The sequence below is a fragment of the Vibrio sp. D3 genome (genome assembly GCF_043995865.1).
GTDB lineage: Bacteria > Pseudomonadota > Gammaproteobacteria > Enterobacterales > Vibrionaceae > Vibrio > Vibrio diabolicus.
On record NZ_CP171887.1, the window covers coordinates 1,822,797 to 1,843,442 of the forward strand.

Consider the following 20,646-nt stretch of genomic DNA (forward strand, 5'->3'; position numbering starts at 1 on the left):
TCATGAGTTTTTTTGAAATACGCGCTAGCAAGACATCTTCTCTTACTGTGCTAGCGAGCGCACTAATGCTTACTACCCCCACTTTTAGCTTCGCCGCAGAAGAGACAACTTACAACGAAGTAATGGAACAAGGTCGCCAGCTCTTCGACAAATACGGTATCAGCCATGATCTACCAAAACTGGCCATCAGTTCTCTAGTACAAGGCGAGCACTTGGTAGAGCATGCTCACCGAACCGTTCAAATCGGCAACGAAGTCCGTGATTCTTCGGTGTTCCTTGTAAAAAACACAGACAGCAAGGGCAATATCGATCTACGCATCAAATACAACCCTGAACAACTCGATGAAAATGAAAAAGTACTTGATGAGATCGAAGCTTTCACACGAACAGAATACCGCCTTCGAAACTACGCGGAGAGTTTTGATCCGTCATCAGTAAGAGCCAAAGAGGATCAGAAAGGTAATGTGATCATCAGTTTTAATTACTCAAAATACGGTCTTCCTCAAGATATCGCCTACTTCCGCTTTTTAAGCGTTGATATTGAGTTGGTTAATGGTGAACCGAAACGTATGGTCATTACCAACGATAAACCGTTCACACATCACAACTACCAAGTGGATTCTTACGATCAAGAGATCCTCTTCCAGAAATTAACATCAGGCAAAATTGCGATTGCCAGTAAAAACACCAAGATAGTTGGTTCAAAGAAAAATAAACCCCTCGAAATGATGAGCAGCGTAAAACCGGTAGCGATTTATGAAGATAAGCTTGGCGTGCAAGTACTAGACGAAAAACGCTTGAATGAGGTCTCTGATCCACGCATGCAAGAAGCCAGTGTTAAGCTAGACCGAGTTTTTCCTTTAATGGGCGATATGGTGCGTCGACAAGGCATCGATTTACCGCTGCCGTTTGGTGTGTCAATCGCTTACCGTAACCAAGATATGAACATCCCATTCAATGACTTCACTATTGATGGCGTGCGTTTAAACGACCTATTCGACCCAGAAGACACTGTCGGGATTGTTAATGCAGAGAGTTTCAGCATTCGTGGTGACGTCAATATCCTGCCTTTTTGGAACGTGTTTGGTTACATCGGCAAAATCAATGTCGATGCTAACGTGGATGCAGGATACACAGGCGAAGGTGGTCAGTACCTAAAAGACAAGCTTAATGATCGTCTACCGGGCTTAGGCGACAAGTTTTGTGATGGTTTGTCTGCTCTATGTAATCGCGGGCGACTGAACGTACCCATTCACCTAGAATACGATTTGCGCGGTGTGGGTACAACACTCTCGGTTGGTTACAAAGAGTTCTTTGCTTCTGTGACTGGCACGTACTCTCAAACACGTTTGAAAGGCTTGGATGATTGGGGGGACGGTATTGTTACCGTTCAACCGATGCTTGGCTATCAGTTGGTAGACTACCGAACCCAGTTCTTTGTCGGAGCTGAATATCAAGGCTTAGACTCTCGTATGGATGGCCGAGTAAAAACCGGTGATATCGAGTTCGATTACGACATCGGTGTCGAGCTTAACGAGTGGGCATTCCTGACAGGTTTCAATAAGCAAATCGGTAAGAACTACAACCTGACCATGCTTTACAACAAAGGCGAAACACGTGAGTCACTGACCTTGAACTTGGGTTATCGCTTCTAATCGTACAAAGAAATAGCACACAAAGACACTGCGTAAATTGGTAGGCCATTAGATGGTAGGACTGCATCCTACAAAGGCGATTATTGAAACAGTCACCGATGCCCTACCATTTGAGCCATCAATACAACAAGCCATCCAACCATTCACGGATTAATACCAAAGCGTCAGGACGTCGCTTGTTAGATGCCGTTTAACATTTTCGGTGTACGCACCAAATGACTTTTTGGACATAACAATGACTTTACTCAATCGCTCAACTTTAGCCATTACCATCGCTCTTGCCTTAGCTGCTTGTGGTGATGATTCAAGCAAACCTAGCGTTCCGTACGATCCGGAGCCATTACAACCCTTACCGCCAGAGCAAATCTCTTTGGAAATTGGTGATGCGACCATTCAAGCCACTAAAGAGTCCCTTGTCATCACACCTCTTGATGCGGATGAAAAACTGGCAGCGGTAGAGGCGTTCAAAGGTATCCAATTTGCGCAAGCAGACCGCTTTCAGCACAGCATTGTGGCCCCACTTGAAGGCGATATTGATGCTACTCAGTTCGGTGATGCGTGTCCGCAATTAAAAACCACGACACAAACGCAGTCAGAAAATTGTTTGAACCTAAACATTTGGCGACCAACTGGGACAGAAGCGTACGCAGATTTGCCAGTTTATGTCTTTATTCACGGTGGAGACTTTGAATACGGCGCAGGCTCAGAGCCGCTGATTCATGGTGATATGGTGGTTGCACAAGGTGCTGACGACGGTAACCCATTTATTGCTGTTACTTTTAACTATCGTTTGGGCTTGTTGGGCAGTGTTTGGATCGATGGTTTGGACAACCCAGAGGGCGGTAACTTTGGTCTAGGTGATCAAAAACACGCGCTTGAATGGGTTCAACAAAACATAGAGGCATTCGGCGGCAATCCGCAAAACGTGACACTCATGGGTCAAGGTGCGGGTGCCATGTCGGTGGGAATTTTACAACAATCAAAAGGCGATGCTGCAATCGCAGGTGATCACTTTCAACGTGCCATCATGCAAAGCAACGCTTACGGCTTTGAATATAAAAGTTACGATGTAGCCAAGAGCCAAAGACCAGAGCAAAGCGTTGAAGATCTTGCGTTACTACCGCTTGAAGAGGTCATGAAGGTACAGAGCGAGATGCTTGATCCTATTCAACGTCTTAAGAACTGGGTACTGACCGCCGCGAATATTCCGGTTATCAGTCCAACACGCGACAACAGCCCATTAGCTACGTTGATGCCATTTGCGCCTTACATCGAGCATCGCCCACCAGCATTTCTAGTGAAAGAAGTACCAGGCTATCACTTTACTGAACAAGCGATTGATAGTGAATGGATCGTACCGACGGTAATTGGCTCAAACAGTGCAGAAAGCAATACTCTGGGCATGCTACCGAGCCTGACATTTTTGATCCCAACTATCATTGAAATCTTGAGCCAAGAAGCGCCAGAAATCATTGAAAGTGGTGACGAAAACTTAATCGTCGAATACATGGTTGAGTGGCTAGAATCGGAAACGAACTTAAACCGTTTACGCACCGAATATCGTTCATTACTCAGCGATTCAGCTTCAATTGAACTCGATCTTTCTGACTTATTGGAACTGCTGCCTAGCACTGCTTATGAGGCGATGACTAAGTTGTTCTTCGGTTTGGGGAACTCTGATTCAACCACGGAGTTACTTGCTCTGGCTGACTTCTTCCCTAACGATGAAAGCGACCTGAATGGCGCGGCCAAAAACATGCAGCAATTCAAAACCACGTTGCATGATTTGCTCTTCACGGGTCCAAACCGTCATAAAGTTTCAACTGAAGAAGCAACAGGAGCAACGCCAAGCTTCTACTACTTTGACTACAAACCTGGATTCAACGTATGGACTTACAACACCAAAGGTGAAAATGGCGATCTCGACGCTGGTGATTTACTCAAAAGCATCAGTTGTATTGTGGGCGCTTGTAATGCATCGGAATTACCATTTGTGTTTAATAAAGCACTAAAGCTTGATGGTTCAAGTGTTCGCCCAGGTAGCAAAGACAAAGCAATGATGAACGAGCTCTCTCGTATGTGGTTTAGCGAACGTTTATTTGAAGACTTCCAATACAACAGCGCGACTGATCGAGTGTTGCTGATCGATAACGATGGCGGTATTCAATCCACGCAAGACTGGGACAATGCTCATCACTCAGGCATCGATCCAAAACTGCGCCAAGGTCGCCTCAACGGTCTCGAGGAACTTGGGCTGATTCTGAGTCACATGTAACATCATCCTCAGTCACTAAAAACTCGTTACCGAATACCTAAAAGCCAGTTCGCTGGCTTTTTTCATCCTTATTCCTTGAACATAATTAGGAAGGTTTACTCATGTTTCCTAACGCCCTTCGTGCCCTGCTACTCTTCATCTTCAGTGCACTATTGGTTGGCTGTGCTCAGCCCTACCCTCAAGTTGAACCGGATTTTGAAGCCAATTGGCAAACTACTCAGCATCAAGCCAAAGTTTACTTAATTCCTACCGCTCCGGAAGCCTTTGCGCGTCGCGTTGAGCTGGTAAGAAATGCTCAGCAAAGCATCGATATGACTTACTTTTCTTGGGAGAGTGACACGCTTGGTTTGATGCTACTCAATGAACTCAAACAAGCAGCAGATCGAGGCGTGCAAGTTCGACTCACTCTCGATGATTTATTGGTGTTTAACGAAAAATGGCTTGCTGATCTCAGCGCTCACGACAACATTCAAATCCGTTTATTCAATCCGTTTGATTCACGTAAGTCAGGTTGGATTGGTCGCGCCGTCAACTTCTCTACTCATCAACAACGTTTGGACAATCGTCTGCACGAGAAGTACTTCAACGTCGACCATCAATGGATGATTCTAGGTGGACGTAACATTGGCGACGACTATTTTGGTTACAGCCGCAAAGCGAACTTCTTTGATATGGACGTCTTGTTCAAAGGCAGCATTATTCGAGCGTTCGACCAGAACTACCAACAACTTTGGAACAGCGAGAATGTCACGCCAATAGAAAACATCGTTAACGTTACCCCAAACTATTCCGCGTTTACTAAAGCGCTTAATAAAGGTGAGAAAGACAAAAGCATCATTCTGGCTGAAGTTGAAAAACAGGTTAAACACCTGACCAGTCCCGAATTCATCACTGCGCAAGTCACCCCCGTTTTCGACTCATTAAACAAGTTAGAAAACAACAAACCCTACTTTAGAAAACGTGCAGAACACCAAGTTTGGCAACAAATAACCACTGCATCCAAAGCAGTAATATCAACGCCTTATGTGGTACCAAGTGATGGTGAATTTGCCTTTATTGATACCTTGATGGAGCAAAAAGCGGACATCACGTTAATGACGAACTCGTCTGCATCTAATGATTCTGGCTTTATTCCGGCTTATTACGAGGAGCATCGCCAAACCTTGTTGGATAAGGGCGTTAATATACTTGAGTACAAAAGCCAAGCGAAAAATGATGACCATCACTTCCATGCGGATACTTATTATCACAACAAGACGGTGATACTCGATGATCGGCTGACTTATATCGGCTCATCAAACTTCGACCCAAGATCGGATTTCCTCAATGTGGAATTTGGTGTGTTGGTCCAAAGCGAAGCCTTTGCAAAACATGTCATGTACTACTTAACTCGACAACAAGATGAACTGTTTTGGCGAGTATCTCGAGATGGACAAGGCCAAACTCAGTGGCAATCAATGAATGAGATCCATACTAAGAATCCAAACTATGGTGGATGGCATAAGGCGCCTAACTGGATATTCAAGAAACTGAATGGTGAGTTCGAACTCTAAACAATCAAGACTTAAAAAGGCTCTCTATCTGCAAGGATGAGAGCCTTTTTAATGCCCGCTAAAACTGCGTGCCTAGTGAGAAGTGAACGCGGAATTGGTCTCCTTGAGGAGCATCTAAACCATAAGCAAAGTCCAATTTGACGGGCACATATTTTGAATTCCATACCAAACTCAGCCCTGTACCGCTTTTCCAATCCACCCTATCGTTGAAGGCATCACCAACATCATAAAATGCCCCAAGCCACAATTGGCGGTAGACCTGGTATTGATATTCCAGTCCAGCAGTAAACATGTAACGAGCACCGGTTAAATCGCCATTTTCATCTCTAGGAGAGATAGACTCATAACCATAACCACGAAGATTGCCATCACCTCCCGCAAAGAAACGTAATGATGATGGGATATCGCTCAAAGTGTCAGCGACATTAATGCCAACATTGGAACGAAAGTGAAACTTGTGTTTTTCACTAATATCCCATGACAGAACACTATTGCCCTCAATACGCAGCAAACGAGAATCGGAGAAAAAATTGGGATCCGAGTATTCCAATGAATAAACGTGACGGTGCTTTACTTCTAATTGATCGTTCTTGCGGTCAAGCAGTGAAAATGTCACCCCCGGTAATAACAACTGTGATTCGTTATTCTCCGACGCTTGTTGATAACTTTCTTGCAAATAACGAACGTGCATGGTGCTTTGCCAATCACTGTCTAACTGCCAGTGTTTTTCAAACGATAAATCATTGGAAAAACTTGATGTGTCTCGATAGTCGACATGCTTAGATTCAAACTGAATCCCGTAATAATCCGTCAGGACATTTTGGGTTGGAATTTTGTAGCCAAGTAATAGCGATTGTTCCGGTTTGGAAGCGTACGCTTGTGCCTCAAAATTGTGTCCACGAGCGTTGTACCAAGGCTTGGTCCAGTTCAGCGAAGCGCGTAATCCCAAGTCTGTCGAATACCCTCCACCGACTTGCACAATATTGCGTGGATTCGGCTCTGCGAGCACTTCTATCGGCACCTTATGACCATCGGATATCTCCTCGAAATCCGCTTTCACAATCACACTGCGAAACCAATCAGTACTGGAGAGATCGGCCTGATATTGACTCAATTTCAAAGTATCAAAATCGTCGCCCCACTCAAATGTTCTCATCGCTTCTATTCGAGCCGTTTCGATACCCGATGTAAGAACAGACAGCTCTCCAAATTGGTAACGAGAACCACTAGAGAAATGCAGATTCACATGGGCTTGATTCAAACTTGGAATGACTTCCAACGACGATTCGATAAAACGCCCATCTAAATAACCTTTTTGCTGAGCCAATGAAATCAAGTTTCGCTTTAACGTATCGTACTCAGAATGAAGCAACGGCTGACCTTGTTTAAGTTGAGCTTGATTAATTAGTTCGATGAAATCCTGATCGTTACTGGCCTCCCCCGACACAGCAAGGTTAGATTTTGCCACCAACATCACGTCGCCAGCGTCGACATTGAGCACGATGAGATCATTCTCTTCTCTCTGAACATTGAGCTCGGAATGATAGTAACCATAAGGGTTTAACGCGTTATTAACCATCTGCTTTAGTCGATTTGAAGTAATGTTTGAAACAGAGAGTTTCGTTAGTGGTGTAAGGTGACTTTCAAGATTTTTCTCTAATATTGGCGTTAGTCCTTTGATTTTAAATTGCGCTCCGAGTGCATGATGTAAAGGGATAGAAGCTAAAACTGATATACCTATTATTTGTTTAATGAGAGGAGACACACCGCTACCTAGTTTAGCAATACACTCGACAAGGTTAATGATGGAATGACATATCAGTTAATCGCGTATGTAGGATTGCTCCCTACGAAATCCTCTCGATAATTAACGTTTCACAAGTAGATTCTTTGAACAATAAGTGGGCTCAAGCTAGGAGGTGGCAAATCATGCGGTCTGAAATAGGTATACTGTTTGCCAAAAATACAAAACCCAACGCTGAATGGATCTCATCAAGCGTTGGGTTACATTGATAATGTGTTTTTTAATCTAAAAAGCGGTCTGTTAGTAAAACTAGATCGAAGAACAGTTTCCTTTTTCTGCCATGTCTACTTTTAGTACTTCTGCTTTACCTTTGCTTTCGTCCACGAGTTCCACGCCCGCACCACCAACAAATACACCCATTTTAATGTATTGATTAACGAAATAATTACGACCCTCTTCCGTTAAGATAGTTAAGTGATTTTCAGAAAACTCAGACTCTGTACTTACTTGATGTTCTTTATTGCCTTCGACCTCATGGTAGAAAAACACACCAGGAGCGGTTTCACCAATACATTCTCCATCGACGTAAACATACTTTTTAAGTGCTGCTCCGACAAAAGCATCTTCTCGGTAAATGTAAATCCCTGTGTTCCCCTTTTGAGGTGCTTCAAATGATTTCATTTGATTTGATACTGTCGAATCAACAGTAGGTACAGAAGCACAACCTGATAAACCCAAAAGGAATGCGGAACAAAGAATTACTTTATTTTTCATGTTATTAACCTAGCTACGATAAAATCGCGCCAACCATACTATAAACAAATACATTCACTTATTGGTATTTTTGAAATTTGTGATTCAACCTATGCAATAGCACTCATTTAACGTATAGATTGAGCAAACATTAGCCATATAATAATCACGAGAATAAAACGCCCTGTATCTAACGATCACTAAATGCCACTTTACTCGCTAGACTGATAAGTAGAATACCTGAAACACCTTCAAGAGTTCTTGAATAACGTTGAGAGTGTGGACGACTAAATACCCAATTACCCACAGATGCGTACAAAACGTTACATGTCGTCGCAAGTGCGCTGAACAGCAAGCCAAGTACTAATAATTGCATTGATGTTGAGCTTGCAGACGTATCAATAAATTGAGGCAGAAATGATAGGAAGAATAACGCTACTTTTGGATTCAAGACGCTGACGATAACACCCTGAACAAACACATTTTTATTATTATCAACGTTTTTGTTTTCAACGATTTTACTTTCTCCACGCCACATGGACAGTAACGACTGAACACCTAAATAAACCAGGTAAGCAGCCCCTAACCATTTAACAACGCTAAAAGCCAAAGCTGAACTCAGAATTATTGCTGACAAACCTAAACATGCCGCTAATGTATGAAAAAAGTAACCAACACCAAGCCCCAAAGCCGCTTTCAGCCCAGCAGATAACTTACCTTTCATTGTATTGGAAACAATATAAATTACATCAGGCCCAGGAATCATGTTGATCGCGAGACAAGCGACAACAAATAGTAATAGTGAATTTGAATCCATTCTTTTCTCCAGATTAACTTCTTGCGGGATAACATCTCATCGAACTACAAGTAATGCAACGCCCAGGTTTCCCTTGATTACCAAAGCGTCGACCGTGGCTCATTGACGTGCCTGCTGTCGTAAGAGTCGCAGGCCCGGGGCTAGCTATAGCTGATACGACAATCAGTGAATAATTTATCCCTTCCATTTTTACTCTAAGCCTCCACATGAAGTTTTATCAACCCTTATCGCGGAATACTTTATTGAATGTACATCAGAAGCGTAATCCTGATTAAAGCACCAAGTGTCACGAATCAAGCTGGGGATTCTCTGATATTTTACTGCTCCAAAATAACATCAAATCCACCATAAATGAGACGCTTTCCATCAAAGGGCATTGGGTTATTCTCAGGACTCATTCGAGGATCACCCATGATCCGCTGCCACCCTGAGTCTCGCACTTCTTTTGAAGGCCAGACTACCCATGAAAACACAACGGTTTCGTTGCTTTCAGCTTTAACTGCCATGGGAAACGATGTGATCTCACCATCTGGAACTTCACTTCCCCACGTCTCAATAACCTTTAAGGCCCCAAACTCCCTGAACATTTCTGCTGCTATTTTTGCGTGTGCGATATACTTTTCTTTATTCGCTGTCGGTACTGCAGCGACAAACCCATCAATGTATGACATAAGTAAACTCCTTTCATTGGAGTTATAACCATAGCTCAATAAAAAGAATGCACATGATGCCAAATCATAGAAGCAGGTACGTAATACAGCTTGAGAGCTACATTCCTAGCTTGGACTTTATATGCATATTTGAAAGGTATGTGTTTGGATCTAGCTTAGTTAGCGTATTTATAATTTCCAAAACGCTCGAATACTCAATACGTTCCTCTTCTGCATGCCCGATCCCACCTATTGTAAAGTGAGTAAAGCGGTAATCACGATAAACGTTTTGAAGCTGGCTAGAAATATCTTTGAGTAATCTTTTACTGAGGCTGAATGCAGGGTACTCACTATTTTCTGAAAGCTCTGCTGTAGATCCAATAGATACAATATTGCATTTATCGTTAAGTGAACCTAAAGCGTTAAGTTCATTGACTAAATTAAGATACCCAATCGGACCAACATTCATAAACTCAATCAGTTCGTTTGTTGTCAATTTTGAAGACTCTCCCCACATCGACGCCAAATAAACTATGATGTCAAACTTTACACCTTTGAAGCACGTGTAATCTGGTTTTTTCTCCGGACTAACATCAATACGAACAGAAACTACCCCATCCTCAACTAGCTTTGATCTAGAAATAGTATAAGTTTCTGTACCCTGTAAGTTCGTAGCCAAGAACCTTCCTAGACCCTTGCTACCTCCAACAATTAAAATCTGCATAACCCTATTCCTTGGTTAAGGTTGTCTTTCATATTATCCGCCAAACTGTGCATTAGGCATCACTTTAACGTTTCTATTGTTTGCCTCTGGCCCTACTTAGTTCTATCTTCAATTTCATCGAATGATTCAACTGAAATACGCTCTGCAATTTCACTCATCTTCTTCATTTTTTCTGGGTTATTAGTTCCCCAAAACCGCTCCCAGTCTTCACGTGTTCGCCACTTGGCAATAGTTAAAACCTTTTCTGGTACATCATAAGAACGAAGCATAAAACTACCAAACGCCCCATCTACTGACTGATGAATTGAATCTGTCGTTGAACGCCATATATTTTGAAACTCATCCATTTTTTCACTTGGCACACGCCATTCATACACAACTCTAAACATAACACTTCCAGTAAAATTTCTAGATTTAATACGGCAAAATATCAAACACCCTAAGCCAGATTAATAGATGAATAAAGCAACATAGTAGAGCGTAGAGGCACCTGAAAAACAAAGAGTAAACGCTCTAAGACACTCCGAGGCGATTAGTCATGCACATATTCAAAGATTTGGTATTGACGTTTAACATTGGCTGTTACTTTTCCCCAATGTGATGCTTGAACTCTTTCCTGATGTTGTTTAAAAGAGGCTTTGTCGACGAACTCCTCATAGACATCAAAACGAAAAGGATTAGTCGGGCTTTGAGTCACAAGAAAAGTAAGGCAGCCCGGCTCTTCTAGCGTGAGCCTTTTGTGAGTTATTAACTCATGCTTTACTAATTCTAAATCCTTTTCCGGAACTAAAATAAAGCCTTTCAATGCTACCTTCGACATATCATCCTCCCACCCCTATCGTGTAGCGTTGCATTAAGAAGTAGCCAACGCGCCCTCAATCTCAATTATCATATCGCAAATGTGAATCTCACCATGAACTAAAATGCCACGTGTTAGGAATCTATTTCGAATGCCCTATCGACTTACGAGCATAAGGTTATCTCAACCCTTTCTTTGCCTTTACCGATGTTCTTGCGTTTTAGTTGAATTTGGCCGACTTCTGATGTGCGCTTTAAATGAGTGCCACCGCAAGGTACTTGCGCAAACCCATCCACTCTCCAATACCTTCTTTCACTCTCTTGATCGGAAAAGTCACTAATAATAACTGAATCAGAGTTAATCAAATCTTGCACATCAGTTTCAATTGCTTTCAATAACGGACCAATACTTTCAGACCACTCGAAATCTATGCGGCTCTTATTTTCAGAAATATGCGCGCCTATCTTAACAATGCCTTCTCGACGCTGATAAAACATCTCGAGCACCACTTCGGCAGCAAAGTGTAGCTTCATTAAGGCGTATCTACGCTTCCAATCAATACACGTAGTTACAGTGTCACCAAGAGTAAAATTTGGAGAGGATTCCAATGTGTAAATAAGTCGAACACCTAACTTTTGAGCAATCAAAACCGGAATACCATTAATCGTTCCTTTATCACTCTCTTGGCCTCCAGACTCCGCAAAGAAGATAGTCTGGTCCAATTCAACTTTATTTCCGTCTACATTGGTCACTCTTGAGTTAAGTTCTGTTTGGTAGGGATTAACCCAGAATAATTTTTCGCTCATGCTGCTATCCTTGCAGTAAGTCCTGTCCTTGATAGTACATTTAGTGTCTGCCAAGTCAATCCGAGAAACCTCAACGTCAAGTGTAAAGCTGGGTATAGAGCACGAGCAGGCCATATTCATGCGTACCTATTAGATGCTTTTAAGGCTGGATATTAAGCGCTATCCAGAGGGTTAGCTAACAACCCATAAATTGCGGAATCTGATACGACTCCATTCCTTCCCAGCGCTGCCATACTCGTCTAGATTTGATAAACTTGAAACCGCTCGGGGCTAAAACCTTATCAATCTCCAAAATGAAAGCTTCGGAATGCTCTTTATTCATAATTACGTACTGATTCTGATTGCGTAACACCGAATTGAGGTGTGAGCAAGGCCACCACCTAAGCGAAGCTGTTCCACCCTGAAAACAAAGCCCGACTTGAACCCAAGCCCCCAGCGCTGTCAATTTTTAAACAAGCTGGTGAACTACCACCACTGTTCTCACTAACATATCACCGAGCCGTTGCCTCTTTTTACCAAGAATGAAAATTGAGTCAATAAAACCGAAGAATGGAGTAATAATATTTCTAAAAAGTGACTGAAAAATATTGCACCTTTTACCCGTTCTTGCACTTATAACTGCAATGCCCAAAAGTTTTTTGCCCACACTTTGACCATTTGGGAAACTATCAGAAAAAAGGTAATACGATACAGCCGCTGTTACTGCTGTAGCGCGAACAAGTTCCTTTTCAATACCGATTTCTAAGCCGCCCCACAAAACGAGTGTAAAAATGCTAAAACTGACAAAAAAGTCAATCATTTGTCCAACACACCTAATTCCCGGACTAACCAAAACGTAATTTTCTAGAGTAAAGTCTTCTACATTTTCTATTTTAAAATTTGGACTAACAATTATTTATTTGTGGACTAACGTTATGGGATGAGTAACATCCCCACAAAAACTAACCTATAGTGCCGTACAGCAGGTCAAACCTAAAGAGCCAAGCATTTTTCTCCCTTTTAAACACTTTACTACACTCGCTCTAAAGACTGGATTGGTAATATTTCAACATCTCTTCTTGATTAAGCGCTTTATTTTCTAACTTTTGTTGCTCTTTAAAGATTTGAGCTAATGAAGGGAGAATTGAGCGATTGACTTTATAGTCATCAGACCAAAGTTTCCCTCTCATCACAGCTTTCGCACAATGAAAGTACATACTCTCGATGACTATTTTGATAACAACCTTAGGAGCTTTACTTCCATCGGGGCAAGCAGATATCAATTTGGAGTCTGTGTGAATACTTGCAATTCCTTTAATACGGAGTACTTCATCAATACCATTTACCATCAATAACAACCCAACTTTGGGGTTACTAATGATATTTTTTAGACTATCTATACGATTATTCCCCGAGCTATCAGGGAGCAACAATGTTGATTCATCTAAAACTTTTACGAAGCCAGGCTCCCCTCCTTTCGGAGAGAGATCGGTATAGCCTTGTGTATCGGTGGTACTTAGAACTGCAAAATGGCAATTATTAATTAATGTCATCGCATGAACATCCAGGGCAGGCAACGCTTTATTTTTAGCTCTCGCACTTGGCTCTGCGTAAATCTCTTTTAACTGCTCTATTGTTTTAATTTCACTCATTCAATGTTGTCCCTTCACTATCGTATAATGCTTTGCTTGGAAGTAAGCAGAACTCTGACTTCTGCATAGCCACTCAACCTAACGCAAAGTAAAAATGCTACGCGTGCAAATTATCTCTTCAACGCTTTGTTATCTAACGACTTAAATTAAAGCCTTTCACTGAATTCCCCACACTGCTTACACTTGTAACCATGCTTGTAAAAGAACAATGGAAAACCCAGTAAAATAAAGACTAAGAAAGCTGGACGCTTACCTTTTGTAAATGTATATAGCTCTTTACTACCACAGTTAGGGCAAACATCTTTTCCTACATCAATGGCAAGTTCATTTTCTAATGATTCTGAGAAATCACTGCTAAGTATTTGTTTCGCGTCTTCTGCATCACTTTCGGCCACCATCAGACGAACGCCACCCATTGCATTTGAATAAAGCCACTGAGTATTCACCGTGTGCTCGTCAGCAATGTGGCTTTCTATTCCGACACTATCTAGGCTTGCTCTCGCAATATGAGCTTCATGAGGAAAAGAAAACCTTGCTACTACAATCACATATTACTCCTTGTGGAAAAACGCTCTCGTAAGGTATAAGCTACGCGAATTGAAAGCGCCACGTGTAGCGTTTCTTTTCAAACAGTTTAGTAGCCCACTACAGACTAGTACATATACCCTAACCAATCTATATGACCAACAGCCCAAGTTTTGCCGCTGATAGGTTTAACATATAAATCATCGACTTGCTCTATAGCAACACCGTAATTTTTATGTTCATGAACTCGCAACCAAGAACTTAGAGAGTTAAGGCGCACATAACCATTAGCCACATAAAAATGATCCAAATCGGAGACTAAAATGATGAAGTCGACATCTTTATTTGACGCATACTCGCTGAGTTGAGACAACATTGTTGTGCCAATACCTTGCCTTTGAAGTTTGCTCTCGACACAAAAATCACTCACACCTAATACTTTATAAATTTCATCACCGACGCGAACAACTCTGTAGTCTAATCCCATGTAACCAACTAAGTGATCACCTTCGTACTTCAAAACTCTCATATGTGGGAGTTGCTTATAGTAAGAACGAGCAACCTGATGTTCAGGAAACGACTTGTTTCTCAGAGCTTCAATTGCATTATGCTGCGCTTTAGATAACTCTATTTCTGGGTAAATATCCATATTTGACCTTTGAGGGCTAATGACCTGTTAAAGGGTGATCAACACAACACCGAAACTCCCGCATGCTGCCTTAATCACTGAGCTCAACGCATAGTTAAAATGCCACGCGTTGCGAATCGTTCTTAAACGCTATGTTATGCGCGTGGTTAATACATACCTACATAACCGTCCAACTTGCGAATTACCCCAATCCAACGCTCGATATTTGGGTAAGTTTCTAGGTTAAAACCACCCTCATCTGCGACATGGGTATAAGCATACAGTGCGATATCAGCAATAGAAATATTATCACCAACTAAGAACTTAGTTTTTGACAGCTGTAGCTCCATGATTTGTAATGCTTTATGGCCGCCTGATTGTAGTGATTTATATTCTTCTAGACGGTGCTCCGGCATACCTTGATACTTCTGAATAAAACGCGCTACTGCAATATAAGGCTCATGTGAGTATTGCTCAAAGAAAAGCCATTCGTACATTTTTGCTTTTTGATAACTGTCCTTAGGTAGATAAGGTGTATCTTCTGCAAAGTACCCCAATATTGCATTGGACTCACAGAGTGCTCGACCGTTATCTAAAACGACTGTCGGGATTTTACCATTTGGATTGAGGGCTAAAAATTCTGTTGTTTTAGTCTCGTTATCTAAGATATTAACGTATTTCCATTGGTGCTCAATGCCAAGGAATGACAATAGTAATTTTACTTTTAAGCAGTTACCTGACTGTAAATCTCCATATACAACCATCACACTCTCCATGTTTCAATTCGTAAAAGCGCATAACGCGCAGTTAAGGCATGAACTACGCTACCACCCAAACTAAACGATTTTGCCTTAAACACGAAACCCAACCTTGAACTGAAAATGCCAAGCGTTGGGAATCACTCTTAAATGCTTTGTTACATGCGCACCAACGATGCCCCTATGGCTCCCCCCCAACACCAACATATAGACTAATCATTTCATGTAACACCGAATTTTTACTATATTCCCGTTTTCCAGATACTTCTATACTCGAGAATTTTGAATCAACCACAAGTTCAAGTTTTTCACTATCATAGAACCATATTGAAAAAAAGTCTGGGCTAACTGTTAATTGATGTTTATCTTTAATACCATCTAGTATTAAACCAACTCGTAACTTTAGCTTATCTAAATTTAGTTTTTCTGATTGATAATTAACCACATAGTTATTCATTAGACAATATTTATTTTCAAATATTAACTGGTCTCCATCACTAAAAGTATAATAGTGCCTTATTATTTTCTCATCACTATCTGTATCAATCCCCTCATAGACATAAAATGCAGAAGATCCTTTTATCAATGGCATGAAATAGATTTCATCACAGGCACTTGAGTAAAATGGAATTAAAGCCAAGCAAAAAAATAGTATGCAACTGGATACTTTCATCAATCAAACCTCGTAATTTTTTTTGCATTAGGGACAACTTCTATATGCCAACATTTATTTGACTTTCCTGTTTCATCAATGAACTTATTGATATATCCGTCTTCTGTTAATGCTTTCAAAACAGCAGTAAACTTTTTAATAGAAAAAATTTCACTATTAGCTGCTCTTGTAGAATTAACACCGATATCAATAACATTGTATTTTTTATAGTCTTCAACAGTTGTGCAATGCTTTGAAACCTTTTTACCATCTCTAGCTAACAGTTCTATTTTTTCTTTCATTAATCTTATAACTTCATGTTTATCTTTTTTTGAATTACTACTATAAACATCAAGAACAGCATCACCATTTTTACCATATAACTGTTTTTGTTTTTTCAAATCAATTCTAGCATTTCTATACATTATTGACGCTTGCTCTTCAGGAAATCTTAATGTACTAGTTATTACCGCACACTTCATTCCAGCTTGTGCTAATGCCAACCTAATAACATTAATAGAATAACTACTTACTAACCTTTTATCGCTAGGGAGTGATGGTTTATAGCTAACAGAATAGTCTGTAGTTGACAACTTGTTTCTTGACTCTACTTCAACATTTATATTGCGAACAATTAATGGACTACTAAGTTTTTCCTTTTCTTTTTTAGGCACATACATTAACAGCTCGCGAAAAGTTCTTCCATTCGGATCAACTCTACCATCAGGCTTCCAACCTGGCATTATAGTTCTTTGATAAGAAAGTATTGCCCCGATTGTCTTTGAACCACACAATCCATCGGTTATTAGCTTTCCTGCCTTAGCTTGACTGTTTAGCAAAATCTGAACAATTTTTACATCTTTTTTCTTATTAACTCCACCAGCACCAACTGAACTCTCGATAGCTACCATCAACAAATACCCATAAACTTAAAACAGTAACATTCTATGTTATTCAGGCAATTCCAATCTTCAACAGGAGTCAATCAACATTCGACAGACTTCTAGAAATGTCTATAGTAAATGTAATTAACAAACTAGCCACTATTATCAAGCATCTAACGCCCTGTTAAAGGGTGAGCAACGCAATACCAAAGCCGCCGCATAGCACCTTAATCACTTAAACCAACGCATAGTGAAAATGCCACGTGTTGCGAATCCCTCTTGAACAGTTTGTTAGGCATTTATACTACGTTCCATTTTTTGAACTACAAGATCTCGTACTTTTGCTGACAAAAAGTGTGTTCGGATATAGCGCAAACTATAGGAGTGCCTTGACGGTCTCATGCGTGTTTTTACATAGTTTAGAATTAATTGAGCATGCTCTTTATCCCATGCCCACAGTAGTTCACCTCTAATTGGCCATTGCCAATAAGCATCAGAAGGCCAACGCAACACATGCTTATTATTCACATGGCAACTCTGACATTGTACAAGTCCATTAGTTAATAGTGGATAGCCTCCTTTTCCAGTGTTACCACCGCCTCTCAGATACTGACCTGAACTCGATGGCGGCTTCCAAGATACTTGTGATGGAAAACGTTCCACTACTGTCCAACCTCCCCACCTATGAGTTTGTCGATTATCATCAGCATTAGCTTCTATTTTTGACCAGAACTCAAATGGTTCTTCGAATGTTGCTAAATTGCCACAATTTGGGCACTTGATATCTATTAGTTCATACTTCATTTTATATGCCTAAAGCTCTGTTAAGGGGTGAGCAGCGCAATACCACGGCTTCTGCATACCACCTTAAACACTAAAACCGACGCATAGCAAAAATGCCACGCGTGCCAAATCCCTCTTAAACGCTTTGTTAGCTGTGTTTTACAACACGAGCTTTGCTCCCAACATACCAAGTGCTGCGATAGCTACCATCGTAAACCAAAGGTAAATCATAAAAGATAGGTATAACGAAAATAAACCTCTCACAGCTTTATCTAAGTTTGCACCTTCATCGTGCTGTAAAAAATACGCTATTTCTGCTGTAGGTATTGATCCAGCAAAACTCTTAAATTTGAGCTTTACCATCATCAGGCCCATTGAGACTGGAAGACTAGATACTAGTAAAATGATTCCCACCGAAATCCAGACATTCTCGGGGGATTCATTACCTAAAACTACTGCTGCCCCGAACAACACTAAAAGCATTCCCAGAAAGCCCTTAAAAGATGACAACAACGAGTCTCTTGTTTTTATATACAGCCAGAATAGCGGCTTATCGTATTTTCTCATTTTTCCTTAAACAGCTAACGCCCTGTTAAGGGGTGAGCAACGCAATACCAAAGCCGCCGCAAACCACCTTACTCACTAAAATCAACGCATAGTGAAAATGCCACGCGTTGCGAATCCCTCTTGAATAGTTTGTTATGCGATAACTGTTGAGTGCGCAGAGATAACCTGCCAGTTCCCCTTTTGCTTTGTCCAAACACGAGAAAATGCAAACTCACCGTTTGCTACAGCCCCATTATAACTGCCTTTGATTTCCGCGTTTACGGTAAACCAAAACGACATTCTTCTGAGGTACTACGTGAAGATCATGGCGTTGAATTGACTTAATAGCTAGTAAGCCAGAGCCATGCAGTGCTATATCGTCTTGTTTGGAAGTTCGATGACCAAGGTGATTAACAAATACCAAGTCATCAGACAATAAGTCTTGCAAGGCAATCATATCTGAATTGAGCATTGAAGTTTTTAACTTCTCCTCTGCTTCAATTATTTCTTTAACTACATTGCTTTCCATACTATCAACTTCCTCATATCGCATAACGCCTTAAACACAAAACCTAACGCATAGTAAAAATAAAAATGCCACGTGTTGCGAATCCGTCTTGAAGCGTTTGTTATGTGAACAAGCTAAAGTCAGTATCCGATATCAAGAATCAAAAACAACGTAAGCAAGAAAGTAGACCAGTACCATATACTCGCACGCCATTGACGGACTATTAACACTTGATATAAGAAAGCAGAAAATAAAGCCAACTCTAAAAGAAACTGAAAAGGTAATATCAGAAATCCGTAAGCTAATCCATATAGTGAAGCCTCTCCGACTCCCCCACCACTACTCACCACATTTTCGATAAAATGATTAAAATACAAGTAAATAAAATGGTTTACCGTTAATAGAACTAAAACTACATTCACTGCGCTCATGCTCCAAAACTTCATTTTGAAACATTATTAAGATCGAATCAGACGCTATCTAGCATCAAATATCAAAAAACTCGACGTGAACCGCAATTTTGTTCACATAACGCCGCATTAAGGTGTGAGCAACGCTGCCACAAAAATCAACCATACCACCATAAACGCAAAACCCAACGATGACATCAAAAATGCCAAGCGTTGGGAATCACTCTTAAATGCTTTGTTATATTAATTTATATTCTCGAAGTACTTTTTTAGAGCTAAGGCTCGTTCTTTTGTAATTTCAGTTATATCTGAAAGGGCGGTTAATCCCCACATGCTCCCTCGCTTGGAACCATAAATTGATTTGATATTGGCAACTTCAAGGTCACGATATTTAATCCATGAGCGTTGAGATTCTCGCAAACTGGACTTTTGATTACTATCCAAAACGTTCATCAACGTTTTGTAGTAATAGTTCAATTCTGCATCCCATTGTTCGTGAGCTTTGCTACCGCAATTTCCTATACCGGCGGTGCTTGAGTTGTCGGATATACATGCTTCTAGCTCAACATCAATAGGGTGTTCAATTTGAGCAAATGAGCTAAAAGATGTCAGTAATAATAAAGGCAAGAATACTTGTTTCATACAATCTCCATATGTAATGATAAGAGCAACGTTACACATATGATGGAGCACGGACAACAATTAGGCTCAATAATACGATCAATACCTAGTTGATATTTTGTGACTTGACGAACTAATATAACGCCTTGTTAAGGTGTGAGGCACGCAATACCTAAGCTTCCGCATACCACCTTAACCACCAAACCTAACGCATAGTAAAAATGCCACGCGTGCCGAATCACTCTTAAATGCCTTGTTAGTTTTTGCTACTCAACACCTACAAAAACTTCTCTATGAGGACTTCGTCTACGTATTCCCCACGAACTTTTGCATGCTTCTTAGCTGTACCTACAATTTCAAAGCCTTGTTTAAGATAAGCTGCCAAAGCTCGCTCATTATCACTACGGACGTAAGCAAATAGCTTTTCATAGCCCTTTTGCTTAGCAACTTCGAATGTCGAGTTGAAAAGCTCTTTTGAAACACCTTGACCACGAGCATTTTCACAGACAAACGTACCAATTATGCCTACGTGGTCAAAAGCTTTTGTGTATTGTGCGAACGGCTCAATATTTTGGAAACCAATAACCGTTGAGTCACTTCCGGACAACGCAACTGTAAACACACCGCGCTCAGGAAATTGAGCAATAAACTCTTTTTCTTCTTCAGGGGTAAAGGTTGTGTCCAATACCGTGTATAAGCCTTCAATAATGATGGGATTGAGGACATTTGTAATGCCTTCAGCATCATCGAGAGTCACCTGACGTACAACTAAACTCATGCAACTTAACTCCTATTGTAATTGGAATTGCTTTGTACATGAGTTCAAGATTTCCGGCAACAACTAACGCCCAATTAAGGGGTGAACAACGCCTCCACGCAAACCTAAAGCATTGTGCCATAAACACTAGTTTTGAAGTAGAAGCA

23 protein-coding genes are annotated in these 20,646 nt (G+C 40.9%); 3 read left to right on the forward strand and 20 right to left on the reverse strand.

All coding sequences use genetic code 11. The annotated features are described in order from the left end of the window. Window positions 1-2 precede the first annotated feature (2 nt). The 3 genes from ACHFJ9_RS16320 to ACHFJ9_RS16330 all read left to right on the forward strand — a co-directional run bounded on the left by ACHFJ9_RS16320 (window position 3) and on the right by ACHFJ9_RS16330 (window position 5,483). On the forward strand, window positions 3-1,655 hold the full coding sequence (locus tag ACHFJ9_RS16320) for a hypothetical protein (RefSeq protein ID WP_395355513.1): 1,653 nt from the start codon (window positions 3-5) through the stop codon (window positions 1,653-1,655). Window positions 1,656-1,890: 235 nt separating this feature from the next. Next, window positions 1,891-3,930, forward strand: coding sequence for a carboxylesterase family protein (locus ACHFJ9_RS16325; RefSeq protein ID WP_395355515.1), 2,040 nt, complete (start codon window positions 1,891-1,893; stop codon window positions 3,928-3,930). A 101-nt stretch (window positions 3,931-4,031) separates the two neighbouring features. After that, window positions 4,032-5,483, forward strand: coding sequence for a phospholipase D family protein (locus tag ACHFJ9_RS16330; RefSeq protein ID WP_395355517.1), 1,452 nt, complete (start codon window positions 4,032-4,034; stop codon window positions 5,481-5,483). Window positions 5,484-5,541: 58 nt separating this feature from the next. Here ACHFJ9_RS16330 and ACHFJ9_RS16335 read toward each other — a convergent pair whose 3' ends face one another. The 20 genes from ACHFJ9_RS16335 to ACHFJ9_RS16430 all read right to left on the reverse strand — a co-directional run bounded on the left by ACHFJ9_RS16335 (window position 5,542) and on the right by ACHFJ9_RS16430 (window position 20,500). Then, the gene (locus ACHFJ9_RS16335; protein ID WP_395355519.1) at window positions 5,542-7,248 is read right to left on the reverse strand and encodes an autotransporter assembly complex family protein; all 1,707 of its coding nucleotides are present in this window, start codon (window positions 7,246-7,248) and stop codon (window positions 5,542-5,544) included. A 288-nt stretch (window positions 7,249-7,536) separates the two neighbouring features. Next, the gene (locus tag ACHFJ9_RS16340; protein WP_395355521.1) at window positions 7,537-8,001 is read right to left on the reverse strand and encodes a DUF2846 domain-containing protein; all 465 of its coding nucleotides are present in this window, start codon (window positions 7,999-8,001) and stop codon (window positions 7,537-7,539) included. Window positions 8,002-8,170: 169 nt separating this feature from the next. Further along, complete coding sequence (locus ACHFJ9_RS16345; protein ID WP_104971809.1) at window positions 8,171-8,797, reverse strand: LysE family translocator; 627 nt, start codon at window positions 8,795-8,797, stop codon at window positions 8,171-8,173. 317 nt (window positions 8,798-9,114) lie between these two features. Next, window positions 9,115-9,468 carry a DUF1428 domain-containing protein gene (locus ACHFJ9_RS16350; protein WP_012841750.1) on the reverse strand — a complete coding sequence of 118 codons (354 nt, stop codon included), beginning with the start codon at window positions 9,466-9,468 and terminating at the stop codon, window positions 9,115-9,117. A gap of 97 nt (window positions 9,469-9,565) precedes the next feature. Beyond that, on the reverse strand, window positions 9,566-10,171 hold the full coding sequence (locus tag ACHFJ9_RS16355; RefSeq protein WP_047009855.1) for an SDR family oxidoreductase: 606 nt from the start codon (window positions 10,169-10,171) through the stop codon (window positions 9,566-9,568). Between the two features lie 92 nt (window positions 10,172-10,263). Next, a complete protein-coding gene (locus tag ACHFJ9_RS16360) occupies window positions 10,264-10,560 on the reverse strand; it encodes an antibiotic biosynthesis monooxygenase family protein (protein WP_047009856.1) in 297 nt (98 codons plus the stop codon). A gap of 143 nt (window positions 10,561-10,703) precedes the next feature. After that, window positions 10,704-10,991, reverse strand: a complete 288-nt coding sequence (locus ACHFJ9_RS16365; RefSeq protein WP_047009857.1) for a putative quinol monooxygenase — start codon at window positions 10,989-10,991, stop codon at window positions 10,704-10,706. A gap of 143 nt (window positions 10,992-11,134) precedes the next feature. After that, window positions 11,135-11,776, reverse strand: a complete 642-nt coding sequence (locus ACHFJ9_RS16370; RefSeq protein WP_048626488.1) for an alanyl-tRNA editing protein — start codon at window positions 11,774-11,776, stop codon at window positions 11,135-11,137. Window positions 11,777-12,224: 448 nt separating this feature from the next. Continuing rightward, on the reverse strand, window positions 12,225-12,575 hold the full coding sequence (locus ACHFJ9_RS16375) for an RDD family protein (protein ID WP_237285278.1): 351 nt from the start codon (window positions 12,573-12,575) through the stop codon (window positions 12,225-12,227). A gap of 223 nt (window positions 12,576-12,798) precedes the next feature. Further along, complete coding sequence (locus ACHFJ9_RS16380; RefSeq protein WP_395355526.1) at window positions 12,799-13,407, reverse strand: pyridoxamine 5'-phosphate oxidase family protein; 609 nt, start codon at window positions 13,405-13,407, stop codon at window positions 12,799-12,801. 146 nt (window positions 13,408-13,553) lie between these two features. After that, window positions 13,554-13,955, reverse strand: coding sequence for a DUF2007 domain-containing protein (locus ACHFJ9_RS16385; protein ID WP_395355528.1), 402 nt, complete (start codon window positions 13,953-13,955; stop codon window positions 13,554-13,556). Between the two features lie 104 nt (window positions 13,956-14,059). After that, the gene (locus ACHFJ9_RS16390) at window positions 14,060-14,581 is read right to left on the reverse strand and encodes a GNAT family N-acetyltransferase (RefSeq protein WP_395355530.1); all 522 of its coding nucleotides are present in this window, start codon (window positions 14,579-14,581) and stop codon (window positions 14,060-14,062) included. Between the two features lie 146 nt (window positions 14,582-14,727). Next, complete coding sequence (locus tag ACHFJ9_RS16395) at window positions 14,728-15,324, reverse strand: glutathione S-transferase family protein (protein WP_395355532.1); 597 nt, start codon at window positions 15,322-15,324, stop codon at window positions 14,728-14,730. A 175-nt stretch (window positions 15,325-15,499) separates the two neighbouring features. Then, a complete protein-coding gene (locus ACHFJ9_RS16400) occupies window positions 15,500-15,991 on the reverse strand; it encodes a hypothetical protein (RefSeq protein WP_258640183.1) in 492 nt (163 codons plus the stop codon). Beyond that, entirely contained in the window at window positions 15,991-16,881 is an 891-nt protein-coding gene (locus ACHFJ9_RS16405) for a hypothetical protein (RefSeq protein ID WP_317422556.1), read from the reverse strand. The genes ACHFJ9_RS16400 and ACHFJ9_RS16405 overlap by 1 nt, the downstream gene beginning before the upstream one ends. Window positions 16,882-17,145: 264 nt before the next feature. Then, window positions 17,146-17,658, reverse strand: coding sequence for a hypothetical protein (locus tag ACHFJ9_RS16410; RefSeq protein WP_053809026.1), 513 nt, complete (start codon window positions 17,656-17,658; stop codon window positions 17,146-17,148). Between the two features lie 138 nt (window positions 17,659-17,796). Next, window positions 17,797-18,204, reverse strand: a complete 408-nt coding sequence (locus ACHFJ9_RS16415) for a hypothetical protein (RefSeq protein WP_053809027.1) — start codon at window positions 18,202-18,204, stop codon at window positions 17,797-17,799. Between the two features lie 232 nt (window positions 18,205-18,436). Next, window positions 18,437-18,712 (reverse strand): nuclear transport factor 2 family protein, encoded by a 276-nt coding sequence (locus ACHFJ9_RS16420; protein WP_395355535.1) that lies wholly within the window; start codon window positions 18,710-18,712, stop codon window positions 18,437-18,439. A 632-nt stretch (window positions 18,713-19,344) separates the two neighbouring features. Further along, entirely contained in the window at window positions 19,345-19,743 is a 399-nt protein-coding gene (locus tag ACHFJ9_RS16425) for a lysozyme inhibitor LprI family protein (RefSeq protein ID WP_005483218.1), read from the reverse strand. 256 nt (window positions 19,744-19,999) lie between these two features. Further along, window positions 20,000-20,500, reverse strand: a complete 501-nt coding sequence (locus ACHFJ9_RS16430) for a GNAT family N-acetyltransferase (protein ID WP_025523622.1) — start codon at window positions 20,498-20,500, stop codon at window positions 20,000-20,002. Window positions 20,501-20,646 lie beyond the last annotated feature (146 nt).